Origin of the sequence: Pseudoalteromonas sp. AS71, assembly GCF_038900275.1 — a bacterium.
GTDB lineage: Bacteria > Pseudomonadota > Gammaproteobacteria > Enterobacterales > Alteromonadaceae > Pseudoalteromonas.
Window position 1 is genome coordinate 102,291 of the sequence record NZ_JBBMQZ010000016.1, and the last position, 22,796, is coordinate 125,086.

Consider the following 22,796-nt stretch of genomic DNA (forward strand, 5'->3'; position numbering starts at 1 on the left):
GCATCTGATTTCAGGATACAAAAAAAGCCCCTGTTGGGGCTTTTTACTTATTAGCGATTACTTTTATTGCTCAAAACTACAAGAGTTAACTAATTTTTACGGTATATTTCATGCTCAATATCGTAAATATTTACACTTAGGCTGTCTGATGCTCTGCAATATGTTTTTAAGCACGAAAGTAGCAGTTCGCTTAGCATTTGCTTTTGCTCAATTGAGCGTCCCGCTAATATATGTACCGCAATATGTATAAACCCTGATTTTCCTGCGCCTAGTTGATATTGCTGATAAGCAATAGCGCGCGTTTTTATGGTTTCTAACTCAAATAAATCGCTTTCAAAGGCGGTATTGTGAATTTTTTCTACGAGAACTTGTGGTAATACAGGAAGGTCTTCTGAGTGTTCAATAATAATGTGCGGCATTTAGGCGTTTCCTATTATGAGTTACTGCATGAGCGAGAGTTAATTGTATCAAATACAACAGGGTTCGCTAAACCCTGAGCTATCTAAAATCTTTACTTTAAACTAATTTAGTCGTATTTATTTTTGATGTTAGTATAAAAACATACAGGTGAACCTTCGCTTAGTAACGTAGGTGCTAAGTTACTTATATATTAATTAAGGATAAGTATGAAATTACCACAAAAATTTAAACGTTTAGTTTTACTTGCAGGTGCTGTTGTTACATTAAGTGCTTGCTCTGATGATGTTGCGTCGGTAAGTCTTGGGTTATTTACAACTAAAGATGTTGTAGTTAATTCGCAGCAAGATCCAATCCTCGAAGGCGTTACTTGTCATATTAGTCATATAGAGGCTAATTTGGACTTTTCTGACCCGTCAGATATGTCTATAGCGTGTCGTCAAACAGGGCCTATTACAGCGCAGCAACTACAAAAAATAGACCGCAGTAAATCAGGTGAGGTGATATTTAAATCATCTAAAAGTATATTATTTAAATCACTAAAAGTGCGCCGTATTTACGATGCTGAAAACCGTACCTTATTGTATTTATCGTATTCAACTAAAGAATCCAGTGGTAGCCACCACCATGCACTATCAACAGTGCCGCTATACAATACTCAAGCGTGGGATTGGGCACTTACACAGAAAAACTAAACTGGTACCTAAACTAAAATCTAAAAGAGCACACTATGTTAGCTTTATTTAAATCAAAGCCATTATTAGAGCAGCAAGAACAGCAATGGCTTATTGATACATTTATTTGGGCTGTAGAAAACTTTGATGCTGAATTTTTTACAAAGCACACTCAAATAATACTGCCAACGGCCACTTTTTTCCCCGATTCGGTATCGAGCATTGAAGAGATGGCGAGTAATGTTTTTACCCGCGTTACTAATTACGCGGGTATGAACGCATGGCCTATCCAACTAGTTGCACCGCAGCAGTTACAACCGCAAGTTTTTCCGCACTTTGAATTTAGTGATGAAATACGTGGCAAAGGCAGTCATTTAATTGTGCCGCCAAGCCATAAGGTCAGTATCTCTTTTAATCCTAATCAGATTAATCAGCCACAAGATTTAGTGGCAAGTTATGCGGGTACATTGGCCACCATACTTATTAATCACGTTGGGGTGCTACCGCCAGGTGGTAGAGAGTATTTACCACAAGCTGCAGATGCACTTGCCTGTTTTTTAGGGTTTGGTGTGATGATGAGCAACACGGTGTATCAGTTTAAAGGCGGTTGTGGCTCTTGTTATAATCCATACGCTAACCGTGAAGCTAAGTTAAGTGAAACACATACGGTATTTATGCATGCTCTGATTAGTTACTTTAAAAACGATAAAGTGTCTAAAAAACACTTAAAGCCGCATTTACGTGGTCAGTTTAAAAAAGCGCAAAAAGAAATTAAAGCATTGGTAAATAACTCGGCTAACCCGCTGTTATTAGCTTATTCGCCAAACTAGCAAGGATCTGCGTGGAATACTTAGATGAATTTTTACTGATTGTTATTGCTCATTTTTTTGCAGTAGCAAGCCCAGGGCCTGACTTTGCCGTAGTACTTAAGCAAAGTGTGCAACAAGGAAGGGGCAATGCACTCTGGACAAGTGCCGGTGTTGGCGCTGCTATTTTATTACACGTTGCCTATTGTGTTTTAGGTGTTGCGCTTATTTTAACGCAGTCACCTAGCTTATTTATGGCGCTTAAATATGTGGCTGGTGCCTATTTAGCTTATTTAGGTGTGCAGGCGCTTAGAGCGGCAAAACCACCAACAAATAATCAAGACAATGTAGAAATAAAAACGGTAGTCGAAGAACCTGTTTGGCTTGCTTTTAGGCGAGGCTTTTTCACAAATGCATTAAACCCAAAAGCCACGTTATTTTTTATGTCGTTATTTACACTCGTGATTAGCCCAACAACACCTACTAGTATACAGGTAGGCTACGGCGTATACATGGCATTGGCTACGTGGGCGTGGTTTTCAATGCTTTCAATGATACTTTCTAGAAATAATGTAAGGGGTTTTTTCCAACAACGCGGTTATTGGTTTGACCGTGGAATTGGCGTTATTTTAATTGCCCTTGCAGTACGTGTTGTTATTTAACTTATTTAAAAAGTGTAGGAGATAAAATGCCGTTATATAATTTTTCGTTTGGCTCTAATATGTCATCTAATCGTTTGCTAGCGCGCTTACCGAATGTAAAGCGTGTAGGAACAGCGGTACTTAAAGGTTATGAGCTAACTTTTGATATGCTATTTAAAGATGGCTCAGGCAAGTGCAGTATTTGCGCAAGCGATAAAGAAGACGCGCTGGTTTACGGCGTTATTTATGAGCTTAATGAAGATGAAAAAGTTATTTTAGATAGTATTGAGGGCGTAGGTTACGACTGCGTAGATATAGCCCCAACGCTTTTAACGGGTGAGACTGTAACTGCACATTGTTATATAGCTAATAACCACGACAGCGACGTACTACCATACGATTGGTACATAAAACACGTTCATCGCGGATCACTTGAAGCGGGCGTACCAAAAGAATACAGTGATGCGATATTAAATCGCGCACAAAAAAGCGATACCAATCAAGAGCGCGCAGCAATTGAATTTGCAGTTCATCAAAAAATAATAAAATAGGATTGATATGAAATTAACCAAACTTGCCGCAATTGCACTATTGGCGGGCACTACGTTTAGTAGCTGGGCACAAGTTGATACCAACAAAATTGACGATGTTATTAAAGCCTCAATGGCACGTTTTGACGTACCCGGTATGGCAGTCGCCATTGTTGAAAACGATAAAGTGATATTTGCTAAAGGCTTTGGTGTAACTAATCTCGATACCAACAAAAAAGTAAACAAAGACACTTTATTTGGTATTGCTTCAAACACCAAAGCATTCACTACTGCGGCACTGGCAAAGTTGGTTGATGAAGGTAAATTAAGCTGGGATGACCGCGTCATTGATCATTTACCAGAATTTAGATTATACGACTCATACGTAACACGCGAAATGCGTATTCGTGATTTATTAAGCCACCGCAGTGGGCTAGGGCTTGGGCAGGGCGATTTAATGATTTGGCCAAGTACCGATAAGTCAGTTGATGAAATTTTAGCGGGATTACAGTATTTAAAACCAGCGAGCAGTTTTCGTAGTAAGTATGCTTATAACAACTTGATGTTTGTTACCGCTGGTGAGGTGGTTGCACGTGTGTCGGGTATCAGCTGGAACGATTATATCGAAAAAAACATATTGCAGCCGCTACACATGGACAACTCGCGTGCGGGATTTTCGCGTATTCCAAAAAGTAATAAAAACTGGGCAACCGGTCATATTCCTATGGATGGCACGCTTCATCCATTTTTTGTGAACTACCTAGAAGATTTTAGAGGTGCAGGTGCAATTGCTTCAAGTGTAAGCGACATGAGCCAGTGGCTTCGTACGCAATTAGCAGGCGGTAAAATGCCAAACGGCAAGCAGCTATTTAGCGAAAAGCAACAAGCGCAAATGTGGCACCCACATATTACGTCTATGGCGTCTAAAAGCGCGTTTGAGTCGTATCATCAGCAGTTTAGAGGTTATGGGTTAGGTTGGAGCATTGAAGACTACCACGGCTTTAAAAAGCTAGGTCACGGTGGTGGTATTTTAGGGATGGTATCGCAAGTTACTTTATTGCCTGAGAAAAAACTCGGTATTGTTATTTTATCTAATCAACAAGCTTTCGGTGCGCTTTCGGCGGTAACCCATGAAGTTCTTGAAGATGCGCTTGAGCTTGAAGATAAAGACTGGGTAGAGGATTTAGCTAAAAGTCATTTTGAAGGCAAACAACGCGCGTACGCTAATGCAAAACCAGAAGCACCGGCTGACTACCAACCGCAATTACCAAACATTAATTACACCGGTACATTACATGATGATTGGTATGGCGATGTGATTATTGAGCAGCTTGATAGTAAATTGCATATTGATTTTACGCATACCAAGCGCTTAAAAGGCACACTTGAGCATTACACCGGTAATACATTTATAGTTAAGTGGGATGAAAAACTGCTTGAAGCGGATGCGTTTATTCGTTTTGAAATGAGCTCACAAAACCGTGTAAATAGCGCTAAAATGCGTGCAGTATCAACAGCGGTTACCGACTTTAGCTTTGATTTTAGAAACCTGCATTTAAAAGCAAAGTAGCTAATAGCTTTGATATTTTAAATGTTGATATAAACCAAAGTCGCAAAGCCACCCGTCGGTGGCTTTGTTATATTAAGTTTTTACACCTTGTAAGGGACTTTTTATGCGTACCGCTGTTATTTCTCATCCTCATTGCCGTAAGCATAAAATGATAGACGACCATCCTGAGTGTCCAGAGCGCTTAGATGCAATTACCGACAGATTATTAGCCAGCGGTGTAGATGTTGGCTTAACCCACCTTCAAGCCCCTAAAGCCGAGCGTGAGCATTATTTACTTGCTCACGATGAATCTTTAGTTAAACACGTAGAAGCCTCGATACCAACCGAAGGGCTTGCTAATTTAGATGGCGATACTTGGCTATGCCCAGATTCGTTTAAAGCGATTGAGCGTGCAGTAGGTGCGGGGGTTTTAGCTGTTGATGAAATACTTGCTGATAAACTCGATGCCGCTTTTTGTTCTGTGCGCCCGCCAGGGCATCATGCTAATAAAGATTCGTCATCCGGATTTTGTGTATTTAATAACTTAGCCATTGCTGTTAAGTACGCCCAAAGCAAAGGAGTTAAACGTATTGCGATTGCTGACTTTGATGTACACCACGGTAATGGCACACAAGACATTTTTATTGATGACGAAAACGTACTGCTTTGTTCGTTATTTCAGTATCCGTTTTATCCTAATACAGCGGTTAAAAATAATAGTCATATTGTTAATTCACCTCTGCCAATTGCTAGCAATGGCGACGACCTAAAAGAGGTGTTTACTGGGCAATGGTTACCAAAATTAAAAGCGTTTAAGCCTGAATTACTTTTTATAAGCGCAGGGTTTGATGCTCATCTAGAAGATGATATGGCAAGCTTAAAGTTTGTAGAGGATGACTACATTTGGCTTACCGAGCAACTATGTGGTGTTGCTAAAGAGGGCGGTTGCAAAGGGGTTATTTCGTATTTAGAGGGGGGCTATGCGCTATCAGCTTTAGGTCGCAGTGCTGTAGCGCATATAAAAGTACTTACTGAACTTTAAATAAAAAGGGAGTTTATAACCCTAGTAAATCAAACGCCTGCGCTGCACTTAGGGTTTTGATTTTACCAAGGCAGCATTGTCCTTCATTTAATAAGTAAGCTGTAACAAGCTGTGCTAGCTGCTCGCCATTCAATTTAGGGCAAGCAGTGCCTTGTAAATTAAGGAAGTCACCTTGCTTATTAAGTACTCGCACATAGCTTAGCTCACTTTGCGTAACGCTGTGTAAGCATTCTTGTTGCTCTTGTTGGTTATGGGCTATCTCAAGCTCATTATAAATAACCAATAACTGTGGGTAGCTGTTTAACATAGCTCGTTAGCCTACGGTTACTTCATAAGACGTAAATTTACGAATATTAATAACGCCTTTTTCAAAAATTAAGTATTGGCCTTTAATACCTTGTAAAATACCACTTACTACAGGGTCTTTGTCAAAGTTAAATGAGCTGATTTTTGTAGGATACTCGGTTACTGGGAAGTCTAAATCAACCACATCTTCATCAAGTTGTTCTATTGCTGTTGCACCAAATAATTCACTTAGCTCATTTAGCTTCTCACTAATTTGTGGGATCAGTTCGGCTGCAGCTGCTTTTAAGTCAATTGCTTCGTTTTGACCTTTTAACATATTGCGCCAATTAGTTTTGTCGGCAATAAATTCAGCCAATGCAACTTCCACTAAACCTGATTGCAGGCGAGTTTGCACTTTAAAAATAGGCAATGCTTGAGTTGCGCCTTGATCAACCCAACGAGTCGGTATTTGTGTGTGGCGGGTAATACCTACTTTTAATCCAGAGGTGTTAGCGAGATATACATAGTGTGGGATCATGCAGTTTGCTTCGCCCCATTCTGGCTCTCGGCAAGTACCTTGGTCATAGTGGCAGGTTTCTGGTTTCATAATACACATATCGCAACTAGCAAGCTTGCGCATACATACAAAGCAGTGACCTTGAGAATAGCTTTTTTTGGTTTTTTTACCGCAGTTAGAACATAAAATAGTGCCACTAAAGGTAAGCGTAAGCTCCTTACCTATAAATGCATTTAAGTCTACTAAGTGCTCACCTACTGGTAAGTGATATTGTACTGGTTCGGTTAAGCTCGATTTTAGTTTACGCAGTGTGCCTTGCATCTTTACTTGGCCCCTAAAGATGTTAAAAAGAGGAGTCTAACATTTTTAAGCTATATTGGCTTTTTAAGAAGTGTAAATAGTCGGTGTAAGGCAGTGCTTTTGCATATAAATAACCTTGGGCGTAGTCAGCGTTCATATCTTTGAGTAAGTGATGAATTTCTTGGGTTTCTACCCCCTCAATTGTTATTGATAAATTAAGGTTATGCGCCATATCAATGGCTGTTTGTACAATAACTTGGTGAGTTGGGTTATTAGGTAAATCAAAAACAAATGACTTATCTATTTTAAGTTCACTAAAGTGATAATTAACTAAGTAGCTAAGTGACGCGTAGCCGGTTCCAAAGTCATCCAGTACCACTTTAATGCCTAATGCTGTTAACTCATCAACTAGCTTTATAAGCGCATCTTGGCTATCTACGAATGCGGATTCGGTAAGTTCAAATTTAAGTAACTGTGCCGGCACTTGGTATTTAATTAAAATGTTTTCTACTTTTTCGGCTAAGTTATTTATAGTTAGATTTTTAGCACTTAAATTTACGCTAATTGTGTGCTCGTTATAACCATTTTTTATAAGCTTGACTATGTCTTTACAGGCTTGCTCTATTACCCACAGTGTTAGCTCGTTAATAATACCTGTGTGCTCAGCAAGTATTATTAATTCTTCAATTGATAAGCTGCTGTAAGTTGGATCGGGCCAACGTAATAGAGCTTCTGCGCCACTTACTTGGTTACTGAATAAATTAATTTGAGGTTGATAGTAAAGCGCTAGTTGATTGGTTTGGATGGCTTTTTGCAACTTAGCAGCTAAAGCAACATCCATCATCAGGTTATTTGTGTTTGACGATGACCCAACTTGATTAGCGCTACTTTTAGCTTTTTTAAGCGCTAAATAACCACGTTTTAACCAATATTCAAAATCGTTACTTTTACCTGCACTACTAATACCTATGCTGTAGCTAAGCTGCAGGTTTAGTCCTTTAATTTCATATTGTTTTGGCAGGCTACTAATTATTTTTGTTAATAATGTTTCTAGCATTTCTTGGTTTTGTGTTTTAGTAGAAATACAGGCAAATACGCCACTACTCAAATCGGCTAAGCGTGGGCTGGTGTTTAAATCTGTTTCGAGGTTTGTAAATTCGCGTTCATGGCTTAGTTCTAATTCAAGCTCTTTGGCTACATGCTTTATGAGTGTGTAGCCCTGAGAAGAGGTAATAATAGTATTGAGCGAATTAAAGTGACGTATTTTTATTAGGCATAAAGTTGTTGAGCGGTTTTGACTTTGTAGTGCCATAAATGCTTGTTTTAGCTTAGAGCTATTAAGTAACCTTGTTTGTTGTGTGTGCGTGGCATGATAAAGCGCACGCTCTCGCTGATACCTTACTCGGTCTGCTAATGCCATTGCCATTAAAATAACTTCACACAGAATCGCAACTAAAAAGGCATGGCGAGTTGTAAAGGTATACGGTAAAACTCCAGTAAGTTCCATAGGTTGAATTACCGCACCAATTATTAGTGGTATCCATGAAAAAACATAAAACTTAGCCCACCTAAAACCACTACGTAACTTGTTATATATTAAAATAATACAGGTAATATAAAGTAGTGCCATCACACCAAAAAATATAGGAGCCGCTATGTTCTCGGGAATAAACAAGCTACATACTGCAAGAATAAACATAAGCCAAAGTAGGGCGATGCTCATTTTGTAGCGCCAGCATTTATCCTTATGGTAGCGCAAAAACATGATGCAAAAAGAAAGGGTGAAAAAAGCGACACCATAATTACTAAATACGACTTGTTCGTTTATAAGGAGCTGCCAGTGATTAGGCCATATATAAAAACCAAAACCTAATACAGCCCCCATTAGCGTAATAGCGCTGACGATGTAGCCAATATAAATTAAATAAACACGGTCTTTTATGCCAAAATAAAGCACCAAGTTATAAAGCGCAGCCATCAATAGCACGCCTACAAAAATACCCCAGATCCCAGTTTGAGAGCGCACTAAGTCAATAAACTCTTTATCACGGTATAAGTTTACAGGTGTTTTACTTATGCCGATTGTGTCTATTTTCATTACTAGGCGCTGTGACGACTTTCTTTCTACTAAAAAACGAATATGCGGTACGCTGTATTCAAACAAAGAGAGGGCTTCTTCTTTATCGCCGAGTTTGTATGTTTCAATTAGTTTGTTGTTTTTATCGAGGCGGTAAACCGTAAGGTGATCGACCATAGGGTTGTCAAAATGTGCCACAACATTTTGCTTGTTAAGGCTTTTATTTTCTAAATCAAGAAACAACCAATAGTTTTGCTGGCTAAAACTCCATGGAACATCTGAAAATGGTCGATGAGTAAGTAATTCAGGTTGGTTAATGATGGTATCGAATGTTTTAGTTTTAGTTTCGTCAATGTAGTAGGCGTAATCGAGGTACATTGGAGCCGTTTTATCAATTGTATATCGTGTAGGCACGACGAGGTTTGATGCCAATGTACTGATTATAAAAAATATAAAGATCAGTATGGCAACAGCAATTGCATGATAACGTAAAGTTCTTAGTTCCAACGTTTGTGTACTTTCAAAAAACCTTTTAATTAGTGTAGCACTAAAAAAGCGCAGGGAAACTGCGCTTTTTTAGTTAAATTAATTGGTTATACCAATGAATAGGTATTACAAGCTATTGCTCGCGTGCAATAGCACGGTAAGCAATATCAGTACGATATTCCATACCATCCCAGCTAATTTGTTTAACAAGCTCATAGGCGCGCTGCTGCGCTTGCGTAACGGTATTACCAAGTGCTGTTGCGCATAATACGCGACCGCCTGCGGTTACAACGTCATTGCCACTTTGCTTAGTACCCGCATGAAACACTTTTTCACCCGCAGGGTAATCAACTTGTAGCCCCGAAATTGCATCACCTTTAGGGTAATCACCAGGGTAACCTTTAGCTGCAAGTACAACACCAACGGCTGCGCGTGGGTCAAACTTAATCGTTGTTTTATCAAGTTCTACACGGTTAGCAGCTTCAATCAATTCAACTAGGTCTGATTGTAAACGTAGCATCATAGGCTGAGTCTCAGGGTCGCCAAAGCGACAGTTGTACTCAATTACTTTAGGGGTACCTGTTTCGTCAATCATCAAACCTGCGTATAAAAAGCCGGTGTACGGATGGCCTTCGCTTGCCATGCCTTCTACCGTAGGGTAGATCACTTCGTTCATAATACGCTGGTGGATTTCATCAGTAACAACTGGCGCAGGTGAGTATGCACCCATGCCACCCGTATTAGGACCGGCATCGCCATTGTAAGCGCGTTTATGGTCCTGACTGGTAGCAAATGGTAATACGTTTTTGCCATCAACCATTACAATGAAAGACGCTTCTTCACCGTCTAAAAACTCTTCGATAACAACACGACTTCCCGCATCGCCAAAAGCATTACCCGCAAGCATATCGCGAATAGCATCTTCGGCATCGGCTTCCGTCATAGCTACAATTACGCCTTTACCTGCAGCTAAACCATCTGCTTTTACAACAATTGGCGCGCCTTTTTCTTTTAAATAAGCAAGGGCAGGGTCAATCTGTTCAAACGTTTGATAATCGCCTGATGGAATATTGTGGCGTGCTAAAAAATCTTTAGTAAACGATTTAGAGCCTTCAAGCTGGGCTGCGCCTGCCGTTGGGCCAAAAATAGCCATGTTATGTTCACGAAACTTATCAACAACACCCAGTACTAACGGTATTTCTGGACCTACAATAGTAAGCTCTACCTTATTTTGCTGTGCAAAACTAAGTAAACCCTCTAAGTCGTCAACGTTTATTGCTACGTTTTCAAGTTTTGGTTCAAGTGCAGTACCTGCATTACCAGGGGCTACAAATACAGTACTTACTTTGGTGTTTTGAGCGGCTTTAAACGCAAGTGCGTGTTCGCGGCCGCCGCTGCCAATGACTAAAACATTCATGGCGAAAATTCCTATTTAAAGCGGTTTTTTAAATTTCAGCGTCATGCGGTCGCTTTCACCAATGGCTTTGTATTTGTCAGCATCTTGTTCGCCGAGTCTTAAGCTTGGTGGTAGCGTCCATACACCTTTAGGGTGATCGGCTGTATCTTTTGGATTTGCATTTATTTCACTGCTTGCCACTAATTCAAACCCAGCTTGTTTAGCAAGGTCTACTACGTAGCTCTGCTTCATATAACCTGATGTTTTTTGATCTTCGTCAGCACGTTCTTCAGCTAAACGGTGTTCAACTAAACCTAATGTACCACCTGGTTTAAGGGCTTTATAAAAAGCTTGGAATGCACTTAATGCACCACTTTTATCTTTACCCATGTACCAGTTATGCACATTACGGAATGTTAAAACCATATCGGCACTGCCTGCTGGCGCAATATCTAAATGTGTTACAGGTGCAAACTCAGTAATTTTAACGCTACTAAAGCGCTTATCTTCAGCTACTTTTTGTTTAAAGCCTGCAAGAGAGCGTTGGTAGTAGCCAATTGATGAATCAGCAGGAAAATGCGCGGCATAATAAGTGCCTTGCTCTTTTAGTGCTGGCGCTAAAATTTCACTATACCAACCACCGCCTGGCGCAATTTCAACAACTGTCATAGTTGGTTTAAAGCCAAAAAATGCCAGTGTTTGAGCCGGGTGACGATATTCGTCACGAACGCTGTTTTTAGCGCTACGTTCGCTTGATTGAAGTGCATGCTCTAGGCTCGATTCGTGGTTATGGCTAAGCGCCATAGTCGATGTCATCGTTAGTGTGGCTACAAGTAGCGATTTTAGCGCAAATTTCATTGTTTGTTCCTTCACATTATAATTTTAAATAGGTTATTGAATAATCAGAATACGTGAATTTATAGCAAACAAAAAGGGTTAAACCAACGTTTAACCCTTTGTGTGATTAGTGGCGGAAATGGCGCATACCAGTAAGCACCATTGCCATGCCAGCTTCATCAGCAGCTGCAATCACTTCTTCATCACGCATTGAGCCACCAGGCTGAATTACCGCAGTAATGCCAGCGGCTGCTGCAGCGTCAATTCCATCACGGAATGGGAAGAACGCATCAGACGCCATAACTGAACCTTTAACTTCAAGGTTTTCATCTGCTGCTTTTATGCCTGCAATTTTAGCTGAGTATACGCGGCTCATTTGGCCTGCGCCTACACCAATGGTCATACCGTCACGGGCATAAACAATCGCGTTTGATTTAACAAACTTAGCTACTTTCCAGCAAAATAGTAAATCTTTAAGTTCTTGCTCTGTAGGTTGACGTTTAGAAACAACTTTTAAGTCGCCTTGCGTTACCATGCCTAAATCGCGGTCTTGAACTAAAATACCGCCATTAACGCGTTTAATATCTTGGCCAGCGGCTTTACCTGTCCACTGTCCACATTCTAATAAACGAACGTTCTTTTTAGCTTCAACAATTTTTGCAGCGTCGCCCGAAATACTAGGTGCAATAATTACTTCAACAAACTGACGGTCAACAATTGCTTGTGCAGTTGCTGCATCTAGCTCTCGGTTAAAGGCAATAATGCCACCAAATGCTGATGTAGGGTCTGTTTTAAAAGCGCGCTCGTATGCTTCAAGGATGTTGTCCCCAATTGAAACACCACACGGGTTAGCGTGCTTTACAATTACGCACGCAGGTACGTCAAATTCTTTAACACATTCAAGTGCTGCATCGGTATCTGCAATGTTGTTAAACGAAAGGGCCTTACCTTGCAATTGAGTTGCTGTTGCAACTGATGCTTCAGCAATGTCACTTTCAACATAAAAAGCAGCATCTTGATGTGAGTTTTCACCGTAGCGCATATCTTGCTTTTTAGTGAACTGCATATTGATAGTACGTGGGAATTTAGTCTCTACAGCAGCTTCCTCGGTGTAATCAGGAACCATTTTACCGAAGTAGTTAGCAATCATGCCATCGTATTGTGCAGTATGCTCGTAAGCGGCAATCGCTAAATCAAAACGTGTTTTGTACGTTGTTGAACCATTGTTGTTTTGCATTTCGCTAATAACACGGTCGTAGTCGCTCGCGTTTACCACGATTGTTACGTCTTTGTGGTTTTTAGCGGCAGCACGAACCATTGTAGGGCCGCCAATATCAATATTTTCAATGGCATCTTCAAGGCTGCAGTTTTCTTGAGCGACTGTATTCGCAAAGGGGTATAAGTTAACTACAACTATGTCGATAGCAGAAATGTTATTATCTGCCATTACGCTTTCATCTTGTCCGCGACGGGCTAATATGCCGCCGTGAATTTTTGGGTGAAGTGTTTTTACACGACCATCCATGATTTCAGGGTGGCCTGTGTGATCTGATACTTCAGTCACTTTTATGCCATTATCAGCAAGTAGTTTACATGTGCCGCCAGTTGATAATATATCAACGCCTTGCGCTTCAAGTGCACGGGCAAATTCAACAATACCGGTTTTATCAGACACACTTAATAGTGCGCGACGAATGGGACGATGAGTATCCATTGTAGTTTGATTTCCTCAGTTAATGAGCTAGCTTAGAAGCGGGCATTTTAACTGATTACAACTCAAAAAACGACTTATAAAGCGCTAATGAGGGTGAGCATTTTGCAACTCGGCTATTAAATTACGGGCATAAAAAAAGCACCCTAGGGTGCTTTTTTAATAATTAGCTGTGGTAAATCACAGCCAGCATATTAGTTCATGCCGTATTTTTTAAGCTTTTTACGTAAAGTACCACGGTTGATACCTAGTAAAATTGCTGCACGAGTTTGGTTACCACGTGTATATGTCATCACTTCTTCAAGTAATGGCGCTTCTAGCTCTGAAAGAACAAGGTCGTAAACGTCTTGCACATCTTGACCGTTAAGCTGCTTTAAATAGTGGTGAACAGCTTTTTTTACTGCATCACGCAATGGCTGCGGTTTCTCGTGTGACTGAACATGAGGGTTAGTGATAAATGGAGAAGTCACGTTTTGTTCGAACATTATTAAGTCTCTTTCTTTCTTAGTTAGCTGCTAGTGTTTTAAAGTATTGCTCTAATGCGACGACCTGTGCCTGTGGGTTGTCGAGCGCATTAAATACTCGCCTAAACTGACCATCACTGTCATGGGTTTGCAAATACCAAGATACATGTTTGCGAGCAATTCGCGCTCCCATTGGCTCACCGTAAAACAGATGGAGGTTTGTTAAATGCTCCATTAAAATACTGCGCACCTCTGCAATAGCAGGCGGCTGTAAATGTTCCCCAGTTCGCAAATAGTGGTCTATCTCCCTAAATATCCAAGGGCGACCTTGGGCGGCTCGGCCAATCATAATGGCATCTGCACCCGTATAGTCTAAAACCTGTTTTGCTTTTTCTGGTGATGTAATATCACCATTGGCAACAACAGGAATCGACACTGAACGTTTTATATCCCTAATCGTGGCGTACTCAGCATCACCTTTGTACATACATGCGCGCGTACGCCCATGTACAGCAAGTGATGCAATGCCATAACGTTCAGCTATTCTCGCAATCTCTACACCATTACGGTTATCCGGATCCCATCCTGTACGGATTTTAAGTGTCACAGGTATATCAACAGCATTAACGACTGCATCAATAATCTCTTCCACAAGTTCAGGAAACTGTAATAAGGCAGAGCCTGCGAGTTTCTTGTTCACTTTTTTTGCTGGGCACCCCATATTGATATCTATGATCTGTGCACCGTTAGCAACATTGAATTGTGCGGCCTGCGCCATAAGCTCAGGGTCTGCTCCTGCAATTTGCACCGCGCGTATACCCGATTCACCGCTGTGATCCATACGATTCATCGACTTTTCCGTTTTCCAAACCTTAGGATTAGACGATAGCATTTCAGAAACAGCTAGCCCTGCGCCTAAACGACGGCAAAGTTGTCTAAATGGTCTGTCTGTAATGCCAGCCATTGGCGCGACAATTACATTATTCTCAAGTTGGTATTTACCGATACGCACTATATTCAATAGGCCTCTTTTCAAGGGGCGCTAAGTTTACGGTTTTTTTAGCAAAAATCAAAGGCTATAAATTGAACAAAAGTAACTTTTTTTTGCCCTTTTCGTATTGACTTTTGATAACCATATGACAATTGGGTTTATTTGTTTGAAATTCGTACAGTCTTTATTTTTTATACAATAATCAGAAAATATTTTGATATGTAAAAAAATAGTAAAGCCTGTTAAATACAGGCTTTACGTAGATGTTTTGAGTTAATGCTCTAAATTTGATTGTGCAGTTTATTACGCTTTTTTAGTGCCACTAACTCGAGTCCAATCACCTTCAACGGCAATGTCATCTAGTTCAATAAACGGTGCATAAATGTCAGCAACTGATTGCGCTTGCTCTTCTAAAATGCCCGACATGGCAATTTTACCACTTGGCTTTAATAAGCCTAAAATTACACTGTGTAGTTCGCGAAGTGGCTGGGCTAAAATATTAGCAACTACTATATCGGCAGTAAATTCAGGTTGGTTTTCTGGAAGATATACTTCAAGTTTGTCAGCAACGCCATTGCGGTTAGCATTATCTAAGCTTGCCTCTAGCGCTTGAGGATCAATATCAATCCCAATCATGCGCTCAGCGCCTAGTTTTATAGCTGCAATACCTAAAATGCCTGAGCCACAACCAAAATCAACAACCGTTTTACCTGTTAGGTCTTGGCTTTCTAACCACTTAAGGCACAAGGCCGTTGTTGCATGTGTGCCCGTACCAAAAGCAAGGCCAGGGTCAAGCAGTACATTTACCGCAGTAGGGTCTGGAATGTCGCGCCAGCTTGGACAAATCCATAGCCTTTCACCAAATTGAATAGGGTGGAAGTTATCCATCCATTCACGTTCCCAGTCTTTATCCTCAAGCTGCTCTATTTTGTATACTAAATTGTCCTTTAGCTCATCATGGCGTTTCAGTAACGCAACGACTGCATTCATATCGTGATTAGCTTCAAACAAGCCAATTACTGTGGTATCAGCCCAAAATACAACGGTGCCAATTTTGGGTTCGTAAATAGGGGTGTCTTTTGCGTCAATAAAGGTTACTGAAGCACTACCCGCTTCCATTAATAGGTCACTTACTGCATCTGCTGTTGCAGCATTGGCGTTAATACGAATTTGGATCCAAGCCATGATTATTTCCTTCAAATAGAAAAAAAGGCCGCTATAGCGGCCTTTTTAGTTTATATAGTAGCGCTAAATTATTTAGCGTCTAAAAAGCTTTTCAGTAAATCTGAGCGAGAAGGGTGGCGTAATTTACGCAGCGCTTTCGCTTCTATTTGACGAATACGTTCACGTGTTACGTCAAACTGTTTACCTACTTCTTCTAAGGTGTGGTCGGTATTCATATCAATACCAAAACGCATACGTAGTACTTTAGCTTCTCGAGCTGTTAGACCTGCAAGTACATCGTTAGTTGCGCCACGAAGAGACTCCATTGTTGCCGAATCAATTGGCGAATCAATAGTTGTATCTTCGATAAAGTCACCCAAGTGAGAATCTTCATCATCACCGATTGGTGTTTCCATTGAAATTGGCTCTTTAGCAATCTTAAGTACCTTACGGATTTTATCCTCAGGCATCATCATGCGTTCTGCTAATTCTTCTGGATTTGGCTCACGACCCATTTCTTGTAACATTTGACGAGAAATACGGTTAAGTTTATTAATCGTTTCAATCATATGTACTGGAATACGGATTGTTCTTGCTTGGTCAGCAATAGAGCGAGTGATTGCTTGACGTATCCACCACGTAGCATAAGTAGAGAACTTATAACCACGGCGATATTCAAACTTATCAACCGCTTTCATCAGACCAATGTTACCTTCTTGAATTAAATCCAAGAATTGTAAGCCACGGTTTGTGTATTTTTTAGCAATTGAGATTACAAGACGTAAGTTAGCTTCAACCATTTCTTTTTTCGCACGGCGTGCTTTCGCTTCACCAATGCTCATTCGACGGTTAATGTCTTTAATACGCTCAATGCTTAAACCTGTTGTTTGTTCAATAACAGATAATTTATTAATGCTACGAATGATTTCTGGCTTAACTTCTTCAAGTTTAGCTGAATACTTTTCGTTACCCGAAATTTCTAAATCTACCCATGAAGCGTCAGTTTCGTTGTTAGCAAAATGCTTAACGAATGTTTTCTTCGGTAATTTAGCAATTTGTACAGCTTGTTTCATGATTAGACGTTCTTGAACGCGAACACGATCCATCATTTCACGCATGTTATTTACCATGCGGTCAAACTGTTTAGGTATTAATTTAAAGGTTCTGAAAAGCTCACCAATTTCAAAAATGGCGGCTTGTGATTCAGGATGCGAACGACCTTTAGCTTCAAACGTATCACGTGCTTTATTGTATAAATCACGTAAATTTTCAAAATGAATGCGCGCTTCTTCAGGATCTGGCCCTGTGTCTACTTCTTCTTCATCTTCGTCATCGCTATCAGCATCATCTTTGTCATCTTTATCGTCATCAAGTTGCTTAGCACTTAATTCTGAACCGATATTAGTTGCTGAAATTGGCGCTGTATCTTCATTAGGATCAATAAATCCAACGATGATATCGCTTAAACGCATTTCTTCAGCTTCAAACTTATCCCACTGCTCTAGCAGGTAAGTGATTGCTTCAGGGTACTCTGCAACAGAAATCTGTACTTGGTTAATGCCTTCTTCGATACGTTTAGCGATTACAATTTCGCCTTCACGTGTAAGAAGTTCAACAGTACCCATTTCACGCATGTACATGCGAACCGGATCCGTTGTACGGCCGATTTCTTTTTCTACAGTCGCAAGGGCTGCAGCGGCAGCTTCAGCTGCGTCTTCGTCTGTCGTTGTTTCTTGCATCATTAATTCATCAGCATCAGGCGCATTTTCGCTAACCTTAATACCCATATCATTAATCATGCTTATGATATCTTCTACTTGATCTGAGTCTATAATGTCTTGTGGAAGGTGATCATTTACTTCTGCAAAAGTTAAGTAGCCTTGCTCTTTACCTTTTTGAATCAGAAGTTTTAATTGTGACTGAGGAGTTGGATCCATAGAGATTGTTTCTTCCACTCTGATAAGTTGATACAACAGGCGCCATCATGTAGTTTGCCTTAAAGCCAACTAGAATAATGTGACGCAGTGAATAGCACAGTATAACAGTTTAAATCAATTTTGACTAGGGTCTGTTGGTCTTTCAGGATTAAAGTTTATTCTATCCAAGGGTGGTTTAATCGCGGCGCGAGGTTTGTAACCTAGTGGGCTAAGTAAAAACCGAGCAACAAAGAGTAAACCTCCCTTGGGTCGAACCCAAAGGGCAGCGCGTGTTTGGCATTTATGCTGCGTTATCGCCTATTTATGTGAAATAACCACACTACATAGGCTCTGTCTTGTCTAAATACCAAACACACTGCTGTAAACTTAACCTCGAAAGATAAACAGACCCTAACTGTTAGTCGCTTTTAACGCTGTCATTAACAAATGACACTCAAGTCTTTCGTCGCTACTAAGGCCTTGAGTCTTGTCCTTTATTAATAGGGTCTCGAGTCGATAATTTAAACACTGATCTTCAATAAACTTAAAAGTATTTTTAAAAACCGTTTCTAAACGTTCTTCATTTATGTCGTGTTGCCACGTTGCAAGCTTGATTAATGGCTCATAATCTTCAGTTCCTCTAAAAAATTCGAGCAATTGTGCAGTGGTAACATTTTCTTTCTCTAAAGCTTGCTCTTGTAAACGTAACAATAGCCCTATACCAGCAATATTCATTTGTGCGAGTTCAGGTAAGTACGGCACATTTTTAGCTAAATTAGGATGTTGAATTAAAATACCAATGGCTTGTCGCATCGGTGTTATTTTAAATTTACGTTCAATCGAATGCTGTTGTTTTGGTGTTTTTAAACGGTTATTTAATTGCTCACGTGTTCTTCCGATTAAACGCCCTAATTGTTCAAGAATGTTTTCTTGATAAAATTCACTTGGGATTTTTTCAATTAGTGGAAGCGCTGCACTGAGTAATTTAGCTTTCCCCGAGTCGAGTGTTAAATCAACTTCTTGGCTTAATTTGTTAAACAATACCTTGGTAAAGTCATCAGCTTGGCTTAGGCGTAATTCGAATTGCTCCTTCCCCTCTTTTTGTACAAGAGAGTCAGGGTCTTCGCCATCAGGTAAAAACGCAAATTGCAGTGCTTTACCATCATTTAAATAAGGAAGTGCGTTTTCAAGCGCTCTCCAGGCTGCATCACGGCCAGCTCTGTCACCATCGTAACAACAGATTACTTTATCAGTAGTTCTAAACAGAGTATGCATGTGCTCGCTTGTTGTTGCGGTACCTAGTGATGCAACGGCATATTCAATCCCTTGTTCGGCAAGTGCAACAACATCCATGTAGCCTTCAACAACCATTACATGCTCAAGTTTTTTATGGGCTTGCTTTGCTTCATAAAGCCCATAAAGCTCAAAGCCTTTATGAAAAATTCGGGTCTCTGGCGAGTTTAAATATTTGGGTCCTTGGTCGGCTTGCATTACACGCCCACCAAATGCAATAACGCGTCCGCGTTTATCGCGAATAGGAAACATTAATCGGTCGCGGAAAAAATCAAATTGTCTGCCTGGTGTTTTTTCTGAAGCTAGTTTTAATTCAACCAACTGCTCTTTTTGTTCTTTATTACGCCCAAGCTGAAGACATAATCCATCCCACTCGCTGGGAGCGTAGCCAATCATAAACTTTTTAACTGTTTCACCACTTAAACCACGGCCTTTTACATATTCAATAACGGCAGCAGAATTACTGTGGTGTTTTAATTGGTGTTGATAAAAGCGCGCAGTATGAAGCATTAAATCGTAATCAGAGCGTTTTTGTGCAGCAGTACGTTCTGGTGCTGAGTTTGTGCCTTGTTCTCGAGGTACTTCTAAGTTAAGCATGCTTGCTATTTCTTCAATAGCATCTACAAACTCAAGCTTTTCATACTCCATTACAAACGAAATTGCATTGCCATTAGCGCCACAACCAAAGCAATGATAAAACTGTTTGTCTTGCGATACAGTAAATGAGGGCGATTTTTCGTTATGAAATGGGCAGCAAGCTTGATAATCCTTACCTGCTTTTTTTAGACCTACTTTTGAGTCTATCAGGTCGACAATATCGGTTCTGGCAAGTAAATCGTCTATAAAGTTACGTGGGATCTTTCCAGCCATTAGTAAAATACAGTCCTGAAATAATAAGAAGAATAACGAATATGAAATTTACTTTTTTATACTTGCTTGATGCAAAATATAGCGTGCTTTAACTTACCAAAATGATAGCAAAATAAATAGGGAAGCTATAAAAAATTTCATTTTAAAGTAACCTAATAGGTGTACTTTTTATTAAAGTTAAAAACAAAGAAACCGAGCGCAAGGCTCGGTTTACTTCAATCATACTTTAATGTATGTGGGAGTATTAGGCAGTTAATCGTTGCTTAATTAAACCAGAGATTTTACCCATATCGGCACGACCTTCGGCTTTGCTTTTGATTATACCCATTACTTTACCCATGTCTTGCATACCTGCTGCGTTAGTATCAGCAATAGCCGCATCAATGAGAGCAATGATTTCTTCTTCACTCAATTTTTGAGGTAAAAAAGTTTCAAGTGCTACTATTTCATTGGCTTCAATATCAGCTAAATCATCACGCCCAGCATCTTTGTACTGAGTGTAAGAGTCACGACGTTGTTTAACAAGCTTCACTATAACGGAGGTAATACCTGCGTCGTCTAGTTCTATGCGCTCGTCAATTTCACGTTGCTTGATTGCAGCAAGTACCATACGAATAGGGTTAAGACGTTGTTTGTCTTTAGCTCTCATCGCATCTTTTTGCGCATCTTTTAGCGTTATTAAAAGGCTCATTTATACAAGACCTAATATATTAGTATAATTTAACGCGACGTGCGTTATCACGAGAAAGTTTTTTCATGTGACGTTTTACTGCAGCAGCTTTTTTACGCTTACGCTCAGCTGTTGGTTTTTCATAGTGCTCGCGACGACGAACTTCTGAAAGGATTCCTGCTTTTTCACATGAACGCTTGAAGCGACGAAGTGCTACGTCAAACGGTTCGTTCTCTCTTACTTTAATTACTGGCATTAAAAATTCACCTACCTAAATTATGAGCGTTGCTCAAGTTGATCAAACATTGATCAAGTGGTTCAAAAATGGTGCGGTATTGTAATCCGAAGCAACACCACATGTAAAGGACAATATTAACAGAAACGCATCATGTAAAACAGTATTAATTTACTTGGCGCTGGTAGAGTTTGCAAAACACTTGGCCTGCCTTTTTTTCTTTAATTAACAACCAGTTGCTTGGGTTGTTAAAGGTGGTTAACTCTGTTTCGACTTCAACATAAATTAATGCATCATCGCTTAACCATTGGTTTTTTTCTAATAAATCACAGGTCGTTTGCGCTAAATCTTTACGAAATGGTGGGTCAACAAATACAAGATTAAACGCTTCGTTTGTGTTTTTTTGCTCTAAAAAGGAGAGTGAATTAGTATGTTTAACGTATGCGTTGTCGAGCTTTAAAGTACTAATGTTTAGTTCTAATTGCTTGGCAGCTGACGAGTCGAGCTCGATAAATGTGGCGTTTTTGGCAAATCGAGATAGCGCTTCAAATCCTAACCCACCAGAACCTGCAAAACAATCAAGTACATTTGTGTCACGCGTATCTTGCATTAGCCAATTAAATACAGTTTCTTTAATTCGATCGGTAGTAGGTCTTAAGCCTTCTACATTTTTAACAGGGAGTTTTCGGCCTCGAAATTGGCCACTAATCACTCTAATAAAGCCATCACTGGGCTTGTTAGTAGCTTTATTTTGCGTTGTTTTTTTTTTCATTTAGCTCACTAAAAAATGGTATATGGTATCTAGCTCAGATAATATTATGGGTGATTACGCGTAGCTTCATTTTTCAACCGTATTAAAAGTGTTACTATTGAACACTTACGTTTTGAATGGTTGTATTTATTAGCAACTATTGCTGGGCATTGCCAAGCTATTTCAAATTTTAGTTTATCAGATTTTTATAAGTGGTTATTAGCAAGTATGACAAAAAAAAGTAAATTCATGTCGTGGCTCGGTTTTGGCAAGTCAGATAAAAAAGAAGCAGAGCAAAAAGCAGCCGCTGATAAACAACAAGCATTAGCTCAAGAAGAAGCGCAGAAGCTAGAGCAAGAAAAGCTTGCACAGCAGGCTGAAACTGAACGTTTACAAGCAGAAGCCGAAACAGAGCGCTTAGAGCAGGAGCGTATTGCTGCTGAACAAATTGAAGCGAAACGTCTAGAGCAAGAAAAGCTAGCACAGGAGCAAGCTGAACGTTTAAAAGCAGAGGCCGAAACAGAGCGCTTAGAGCAGGAGCGTATTGCTTCTGAACAAATTGAAGCAAAACGTTTAGAGCAAGAGCGTGCTGAAAACGCAGAAAAGATTGCAATTGAGCAGGCCAATGCTGAATTACTTGCAAAACAACAAGCTGATGCAGAAACGCAAAGACAAGAATATGCACAACGTTTAGTCGATCAAGAAACGCAGATGCAATTAGAGCAAGAGCGATTGGCTGCAGAAAAAGTAGAGGCTGAGCGACTAGAGCAAATACGCCTTGAAAAAAAGGATGAAGCTGTAAAGGCTGAAAAGCTTGTAATAGAGCAAGCGAATGCTGAGTTATTAGCAAAAGAACAAGCGGATGCTGAAGCACAAAGACAAGAACAAGCAAAACGTTTAGCAGAACAAGAAGCGCAAATGCGTTTAGAGCAAGAGCGCATTGCTGCTGAAAAAGTTGAAAATGAACGTTTGGAACAAGAACGCATTACTGCTGAAAAAGCAGAAAATGAACGTTTAGAGCAAGAGCGCATTGCTTTAGAAAAAGCAGAAAACGAGCGTTTAGAGCAAGAGCGCATTGCTTCAGAAAAAGCAGAGAGTGAGCGTTTAGAGCAAGAGCGCATTGCTTTAGAAAAAGCAGAAAATGAACGTTTAGAACAAGAACGAATTGCTGCTG

General features: G+C 40.1%; 21 protein-coding genes and 1 pseudogene. 7 read left to right on the plus strand and 15 right to left on the minus strand.

Annotation, left to right across the window (positions count from 1 at the left end):
- Nucleotides 1–89: 89 nt before the first annotated feature.
- Nucleotides 90–419 carry a 5-carboxymethyl-2-hydroxymuconate Delta-isomerase gene (locus WNY98_RS13365; RefSeq protein ID WP_024590599.1) on the minus strand — a complete coding sequence of 110 codons (330 nt, stop codon included), beginning with the start codon at nt 417–419 and terminating at the stop codon, nt 90–92.
- Nucleotides 420–626: 207 nt separating this feature from the next.
- On the opposite strand from WNY98_RS13365, the gene WNY98_RS13370 reads away from it, so the two are divergent.
- The 6 genes from WNY98_RS13370 (at nt 627) to WNY98_RS13395 (ending at nt 5,659) form a co-directional block, all read left to right on the plus strand.
- Complete coding sequence (locus tag WNY98_RS13370) at nt 627–1,112, plus strand: CreA family protein (protein WP_076925008.1); 486 nt, start codon at nt 627–629, stop codon at nt 1,110–1,112.
- 35 nt (nt 1,113–1,147) lie between these two features.
- Nucleotides 1,148–1,921, plus strand: coding sequence for a hypothetical protein (locus WNY98_RS13375; RefSeq protein WP_342878114.1), 774 nt, complete (start codon nt 1,148–1,150; stop codon nt 1,919–1,921).
- An 11-nt stretch (nt 1,922–1,932) separates the two neighbouring features.
- Complete coding sequence (locus tag WNY98_RS13380) at nt 1,933–2,559, plus strand: LysE family transporter (RefSeq protein ID WP_197185558.1); 627 nt, start codon at nt 1,933–1,935, stop codon at nt 2,557–2,559.
- A gap of 26 nt (nt 2,560–2,585) precedes the next feature.
- Nucleotides 2,586–3,089, plus strand: a complete 504-nt coding sequence (locus WNY98_RS13385) for a gamma-glutamylcyclotransferase family protein (RefSeq protein WP_342878115.1) — start codon at nt 2,586–2,588, stop codon at nt 3,087–3,089.
- A 7-nt stretch (nt 3,090–3,096) separates the two neighbouring features.
- Nucleotides 3,097–4,638 carry a serine hydrolase gene (locus tag WNY98_RS13390; protein ID WP_342878116.1) on the plus strand — a complete coding sequence of 514 codons (1,542 nt, stop codon included), beginning with the start codon at nt 3,097–3,099 and terminating at the stop codon, nt 4,636–4,638.
- Nucleotides 4,639–4,741: 103 nt separating this feature from the next.
- Nucleotides 4,742–5,659 (plus strand): histone deacetylase family protein, encoded by a 918-nt coding sequence (locus tag WNY98_RS13395; protein WP_342878117.1) that lies wholly within the window; start codon nt 4,742–4,744, stop codon nt 5,657–5,659.
- Nucleotides 5,660–5,672: 13 nt separating this feature from the next.
- On the opposite strand, the gene WNY98_RS13400 is transcribed toward WNY98_RS13395, so the two are convergent.
- The 14 genes from WNY98_RS13400 to rsmD all read right to left on the minus strand — a co-directional run bounded on the left by WNY98_RS13400 (nt 5,673) and on the right by rsmD (nt 21,643).
- Nucleotides 5,673–5,966 (minus strand): hypothetical protein, encoded by a 294-nt coding sequence (locus tag WNY98_RS13400; RefSeq protein ID WP_342878118.1) that lies wholly within the window; start codon nt 5,964–5,966, stop codon nt 5,673–5,675.
- A gap of 6 nt (nt 5,967–5,972) precedes the next feature.
- Entirely contained in the window at nt 5,973–6,782 is an 810-nt protein-coding gene (locus WNY98_RS13405; RefSeq protein WP_024600160.1) for a DUF2797 domain-containing protein, read from the minus strand.
- A 22-nt stretch (nt 6,783–6,804) separates the two neighbouring features.
- The gene (locus WNY98_RS13410; RefSeq protein ID WP_342878119.1) at nt 6,805–9,345 is read right to left on the minus strand and encodes an EAL domain-containing protein; all 2,541 of its coding nucleotides are present in this window, start codon (nt 9,343–9,345) and stop codon (nt 6,805–6,807) included.
- A gap of 112 nt (nt 9,346–9,457) precedes the next feature.
- Entirely contained in the window at nt 9,458–10,741 is a 1,284-nt protein-coding gene (gene purD, locus WNY98_RS13415; RefSeq protein ID WP_342878120.1) for a phosphoribosylamine--glycine ligase, read from the minus strand.
- Between the two features lie 15 nt (nt 10,742–10,756).
- Nucleotides 10,757–11,578 carry a methyltransferase gene (locus tag WNY98_RS13420; RefSeq protein ID WP_342878121.1) on the minus strand — a complete coding sequence of 274 codons (822 nt, stop codon included), beginning with the start codon at nt 11,576–11,578 and terminating at the stop codon, nt 10,757–10,759.
- A 106-nt stretch (nt 11,579–11,684) separates the two neighbouring features.
- Complete coding sequence (gene purH, locus WNY98_RS13425) at nt 11,685–13,271, minus strand: bifunctional phosphoribosylaminoimidazolecarboxamide formyltransferase/IMP cyclohydrolase (protein WP_342878122.1); 1,587 nt, start codon at nt 13,269–13,271, stop codon at nt 11,685–11,687.
- A gap of 191 nt (nt 13,272–13,462) precedes the next feature.
- Nucleotides 13,463–13,753, minus strand: coding sequence for a DNA-binding transcriptional regulator Fis (fis, locus tag WNY98_RS13430; protein WP_002957804.1), 291 nt, complete (start codon nt 13,751–13,753; stop codon nt 13,463–13,465).
- Between the two features lie 19 nt (nt 13,754–13,772).
- Nucleotides 13,773–14,744 carry a tRNA dihydrouridine synthase DusB gene (gene dusB, locus WNY98_RS13435; RefSeq protein WP_010553368.1) on the minus strand — a complete coding sequence of 324 codons (972 nt, stop codon included), beginning with the start codon at nt 14,742–14,744 and terminating at the stop codon, nt 13,773–13,775.
- Between the two features lie 282 nt (nt 14,745–15,026).
- Nucleotides 15,027–15,908 carry a 50S ribosomal protein L11 methyltransferase gene (prmA, locus tag WNY98_RS13440; RefSeq protein ID WP_342878123.1) on the minus strand — a complete coding sequence of 294 codons (882 nt, stop codon included), beginning with the start codon at nt 15,906–15,908 and terminating at the stop codon, nt 15,027–15,029.
- Nucleotides 15,909–15,976: 68 nt separating this feature from the next.
- The gene (rpoD, locus tag WNY98_RS13445) at nt 15,977–17,824 is read right to left on the minus strand and encodes an RNA polymerase sigma factor RpoD (RefSeq protein ID WP_007586533.1); all 1,848 of its coding nucleotides are present in this window, start codon (nt 17,822–17,824) and stop codon (nt 15,977–15,979) included.
- A 390-nt stretch (nt 17,825–18,214) separates the two neighbouring features.
- Nucleotides 18,215–19,966 carry a DNA primase gene (dnaG, locus tag WNY98_RS13450; RefSeq protein WP_024603725.1) on the minus strand — a complete coding sequence of 584 codons (1,752 nt, stop codon included), beginning with the start codon at nt 19,964–19,966 and terminating at the stop codon, nt 18,215–18,217.
- A gap of 244 nt (nt 19,967–20,210) precedes the next feature.
- Entirely contained in the window at nt 20,211–20,657 is a 447-nt protein-coding gene (locus WNY98_RS13455) for a GatB/YqeY domain-containing protein (protein WP_007586535.1), read from the minus strand.
- A 19-nt stretch (nt 20,658–20,676) separates the two neighbouring features.
- A complete protein-coding gene (rpsU, locus tag WNY98_RS13460) occupies nt 20,677–20,892 on the minus strand; it encodes a 30S ribosomal protein S21 (protein ID WP_002957797.1) in 216 nt (71 codons plus the stop codon).
- A gap of 145 nt (nt 20,893–21,037) precedes the next feature.
- The gene (gene rsmD, locus WNY98_RS13465; RefSeq protein WP_294121779.1) at nt 21,038–21,643 is read right to left on the minus strand and encodes a 16S rRNA (guanine(966)-N(2))-methyltransferase RsmD; all 606 of its coding nucleotides are present in this window, start codon (nt 21,641–21,643) and stop codon (nt 21,038–21,040) included.
- Between the two features lie 207 nt (nt 21,644–21,850).
- Here rsmD and WNY98_RS13470 point away from each other — a divergent pair.
- Nucleotides 21,851–22,796, plus strand: a pseudogene (locus WNY98_RS13470) (signal recognition particle-docking protein FtsY); the annotation flags it as partial.

Excerpts from the sequence above, each read along its gene's own strand:
- WNY98_RS13365 (WP_024590599.1), bottom strand. The coding sequence starts at position 419 with ATGCCGCACATTATTATTGAACACTCAGAAGACCTTCCTGTATTACCA.
- WNY98_RS13370 (WP_076925008.1), top strand. The coding sequence starts at position 627 with ATGAAATTACCACAAAAATTTAAACGTTTAGTTTTACTTGCAGGTGCT.
- WNY98_RS13375 (WP_342878114.1), top strand. The coding sequence starts at position 1,148 with ATGTTAGCTTTATTTAAATCAAAGCCATTATTAGAGCAGCAAGAACAG.
- WNY98_RS13385 (WP_342878115.1), top strand. The coding sequence starts at position 2,586 with ATGCCGTTATATAATTTTTCGTTTGGCTCTAATATGTCATCTAATCGT.
- WNY98_RS13390 (WP_342878116.1), top strand. The coding sequence starts at position 3,097 with ATGAAATTAACCAAACTTGCCGCAATTGCACTATTGGCGGGCACTACG.
- WNY98_RS13395 (WP_342878117.1), top strand. The coding sequence starts at position 4,742 with ATGCGTACCGCTGTTATTTCTCATCCTCATTGCCGTAAGCATAAAATG.
- WNY98_RS13400 (WP_342878118.1), bottom strand. The coding sequence starts at position 5,966 with ATGTTAAACAGCTACCCACAGTTATTGGTTATTTATAATGAGCTTGAG.
- WNY98_RS13405 (WP_024600160.1), bottom strand. The coding sequence starts at position 6,782 with ATGCAAGGCACACTGCGTAAACTAAAATCGAGCTTAACCGAACCAGTA.
- purD (WP_342878120.1), bottom strand. The coding sequence starts at position 10,741 with ATGAATGTTTTAGTCATTGGCAGCGGCGGCCGCGAACACGCACTTGCG.
- WNY98_RS13420 (WP_342878121.1), bottom strand. The coding sequence starts at position 11,578 with ATGAAATTTGCGCTAAAATCGCTACTTGTAGCCACACTAACGATGACA.
- purH (WP_342878122.1), bottom strand. The coding sequence starts at position 13,271 with ATGGATACTCATCGTCCCATTCGTCGCGCACTATTAAGTGTGTCTGAT.
- fis (WP_002957804.1), bottom strand. The coding sequence starts at position 13,753 with ATGTTCGAACAAAACGTGACTTCTCCATTTATCACTAACCCTCATGTT.
- prmA (WP_342878123.1), bottom strand. The coding sequence starts at position 15,908 with ATGGCTTGGATCCAAATTCGTATTAACGCCAATGCTGCAACAGCAGAT.
- rpoD (WP_007586533.1), bottom strand. The coding sequence starts at position 17,824 with ATGGATCCAACTCCTCAGTCACAATTAAAACTTCTGATTCAAAAAGGT.
- dnaG (WP_024603725.1), bottom strand. The coding sequence starts at position 19,966 with ATGGCTGGAAAGATCCCACGTAACTTTATAGACGATTTACTTGCCAGA.
- WNY98_RS13455 (WP_007586535.1), bottom strand. The coding sequence starts at position 20,657 with ATGAGCCTTTTAATAACGCTAAAAGATGCGCAAAAAGATGCGATGAGA.
- rpsU (WP_002957797.1), bottom strand. The coding sequence starts at position 20,892 with ATGCCAGTAATTAAAGTAAGAGAGAACGAACCGTTTGACGTAGCACTT.
- rsmD (WP_294121779.1), bottom strand. The coding sequence starts at position 21,643 with ATGAAAAAAAAAACAACGCAAAATAAAGCTACTAACAAGCCCAGTGAT.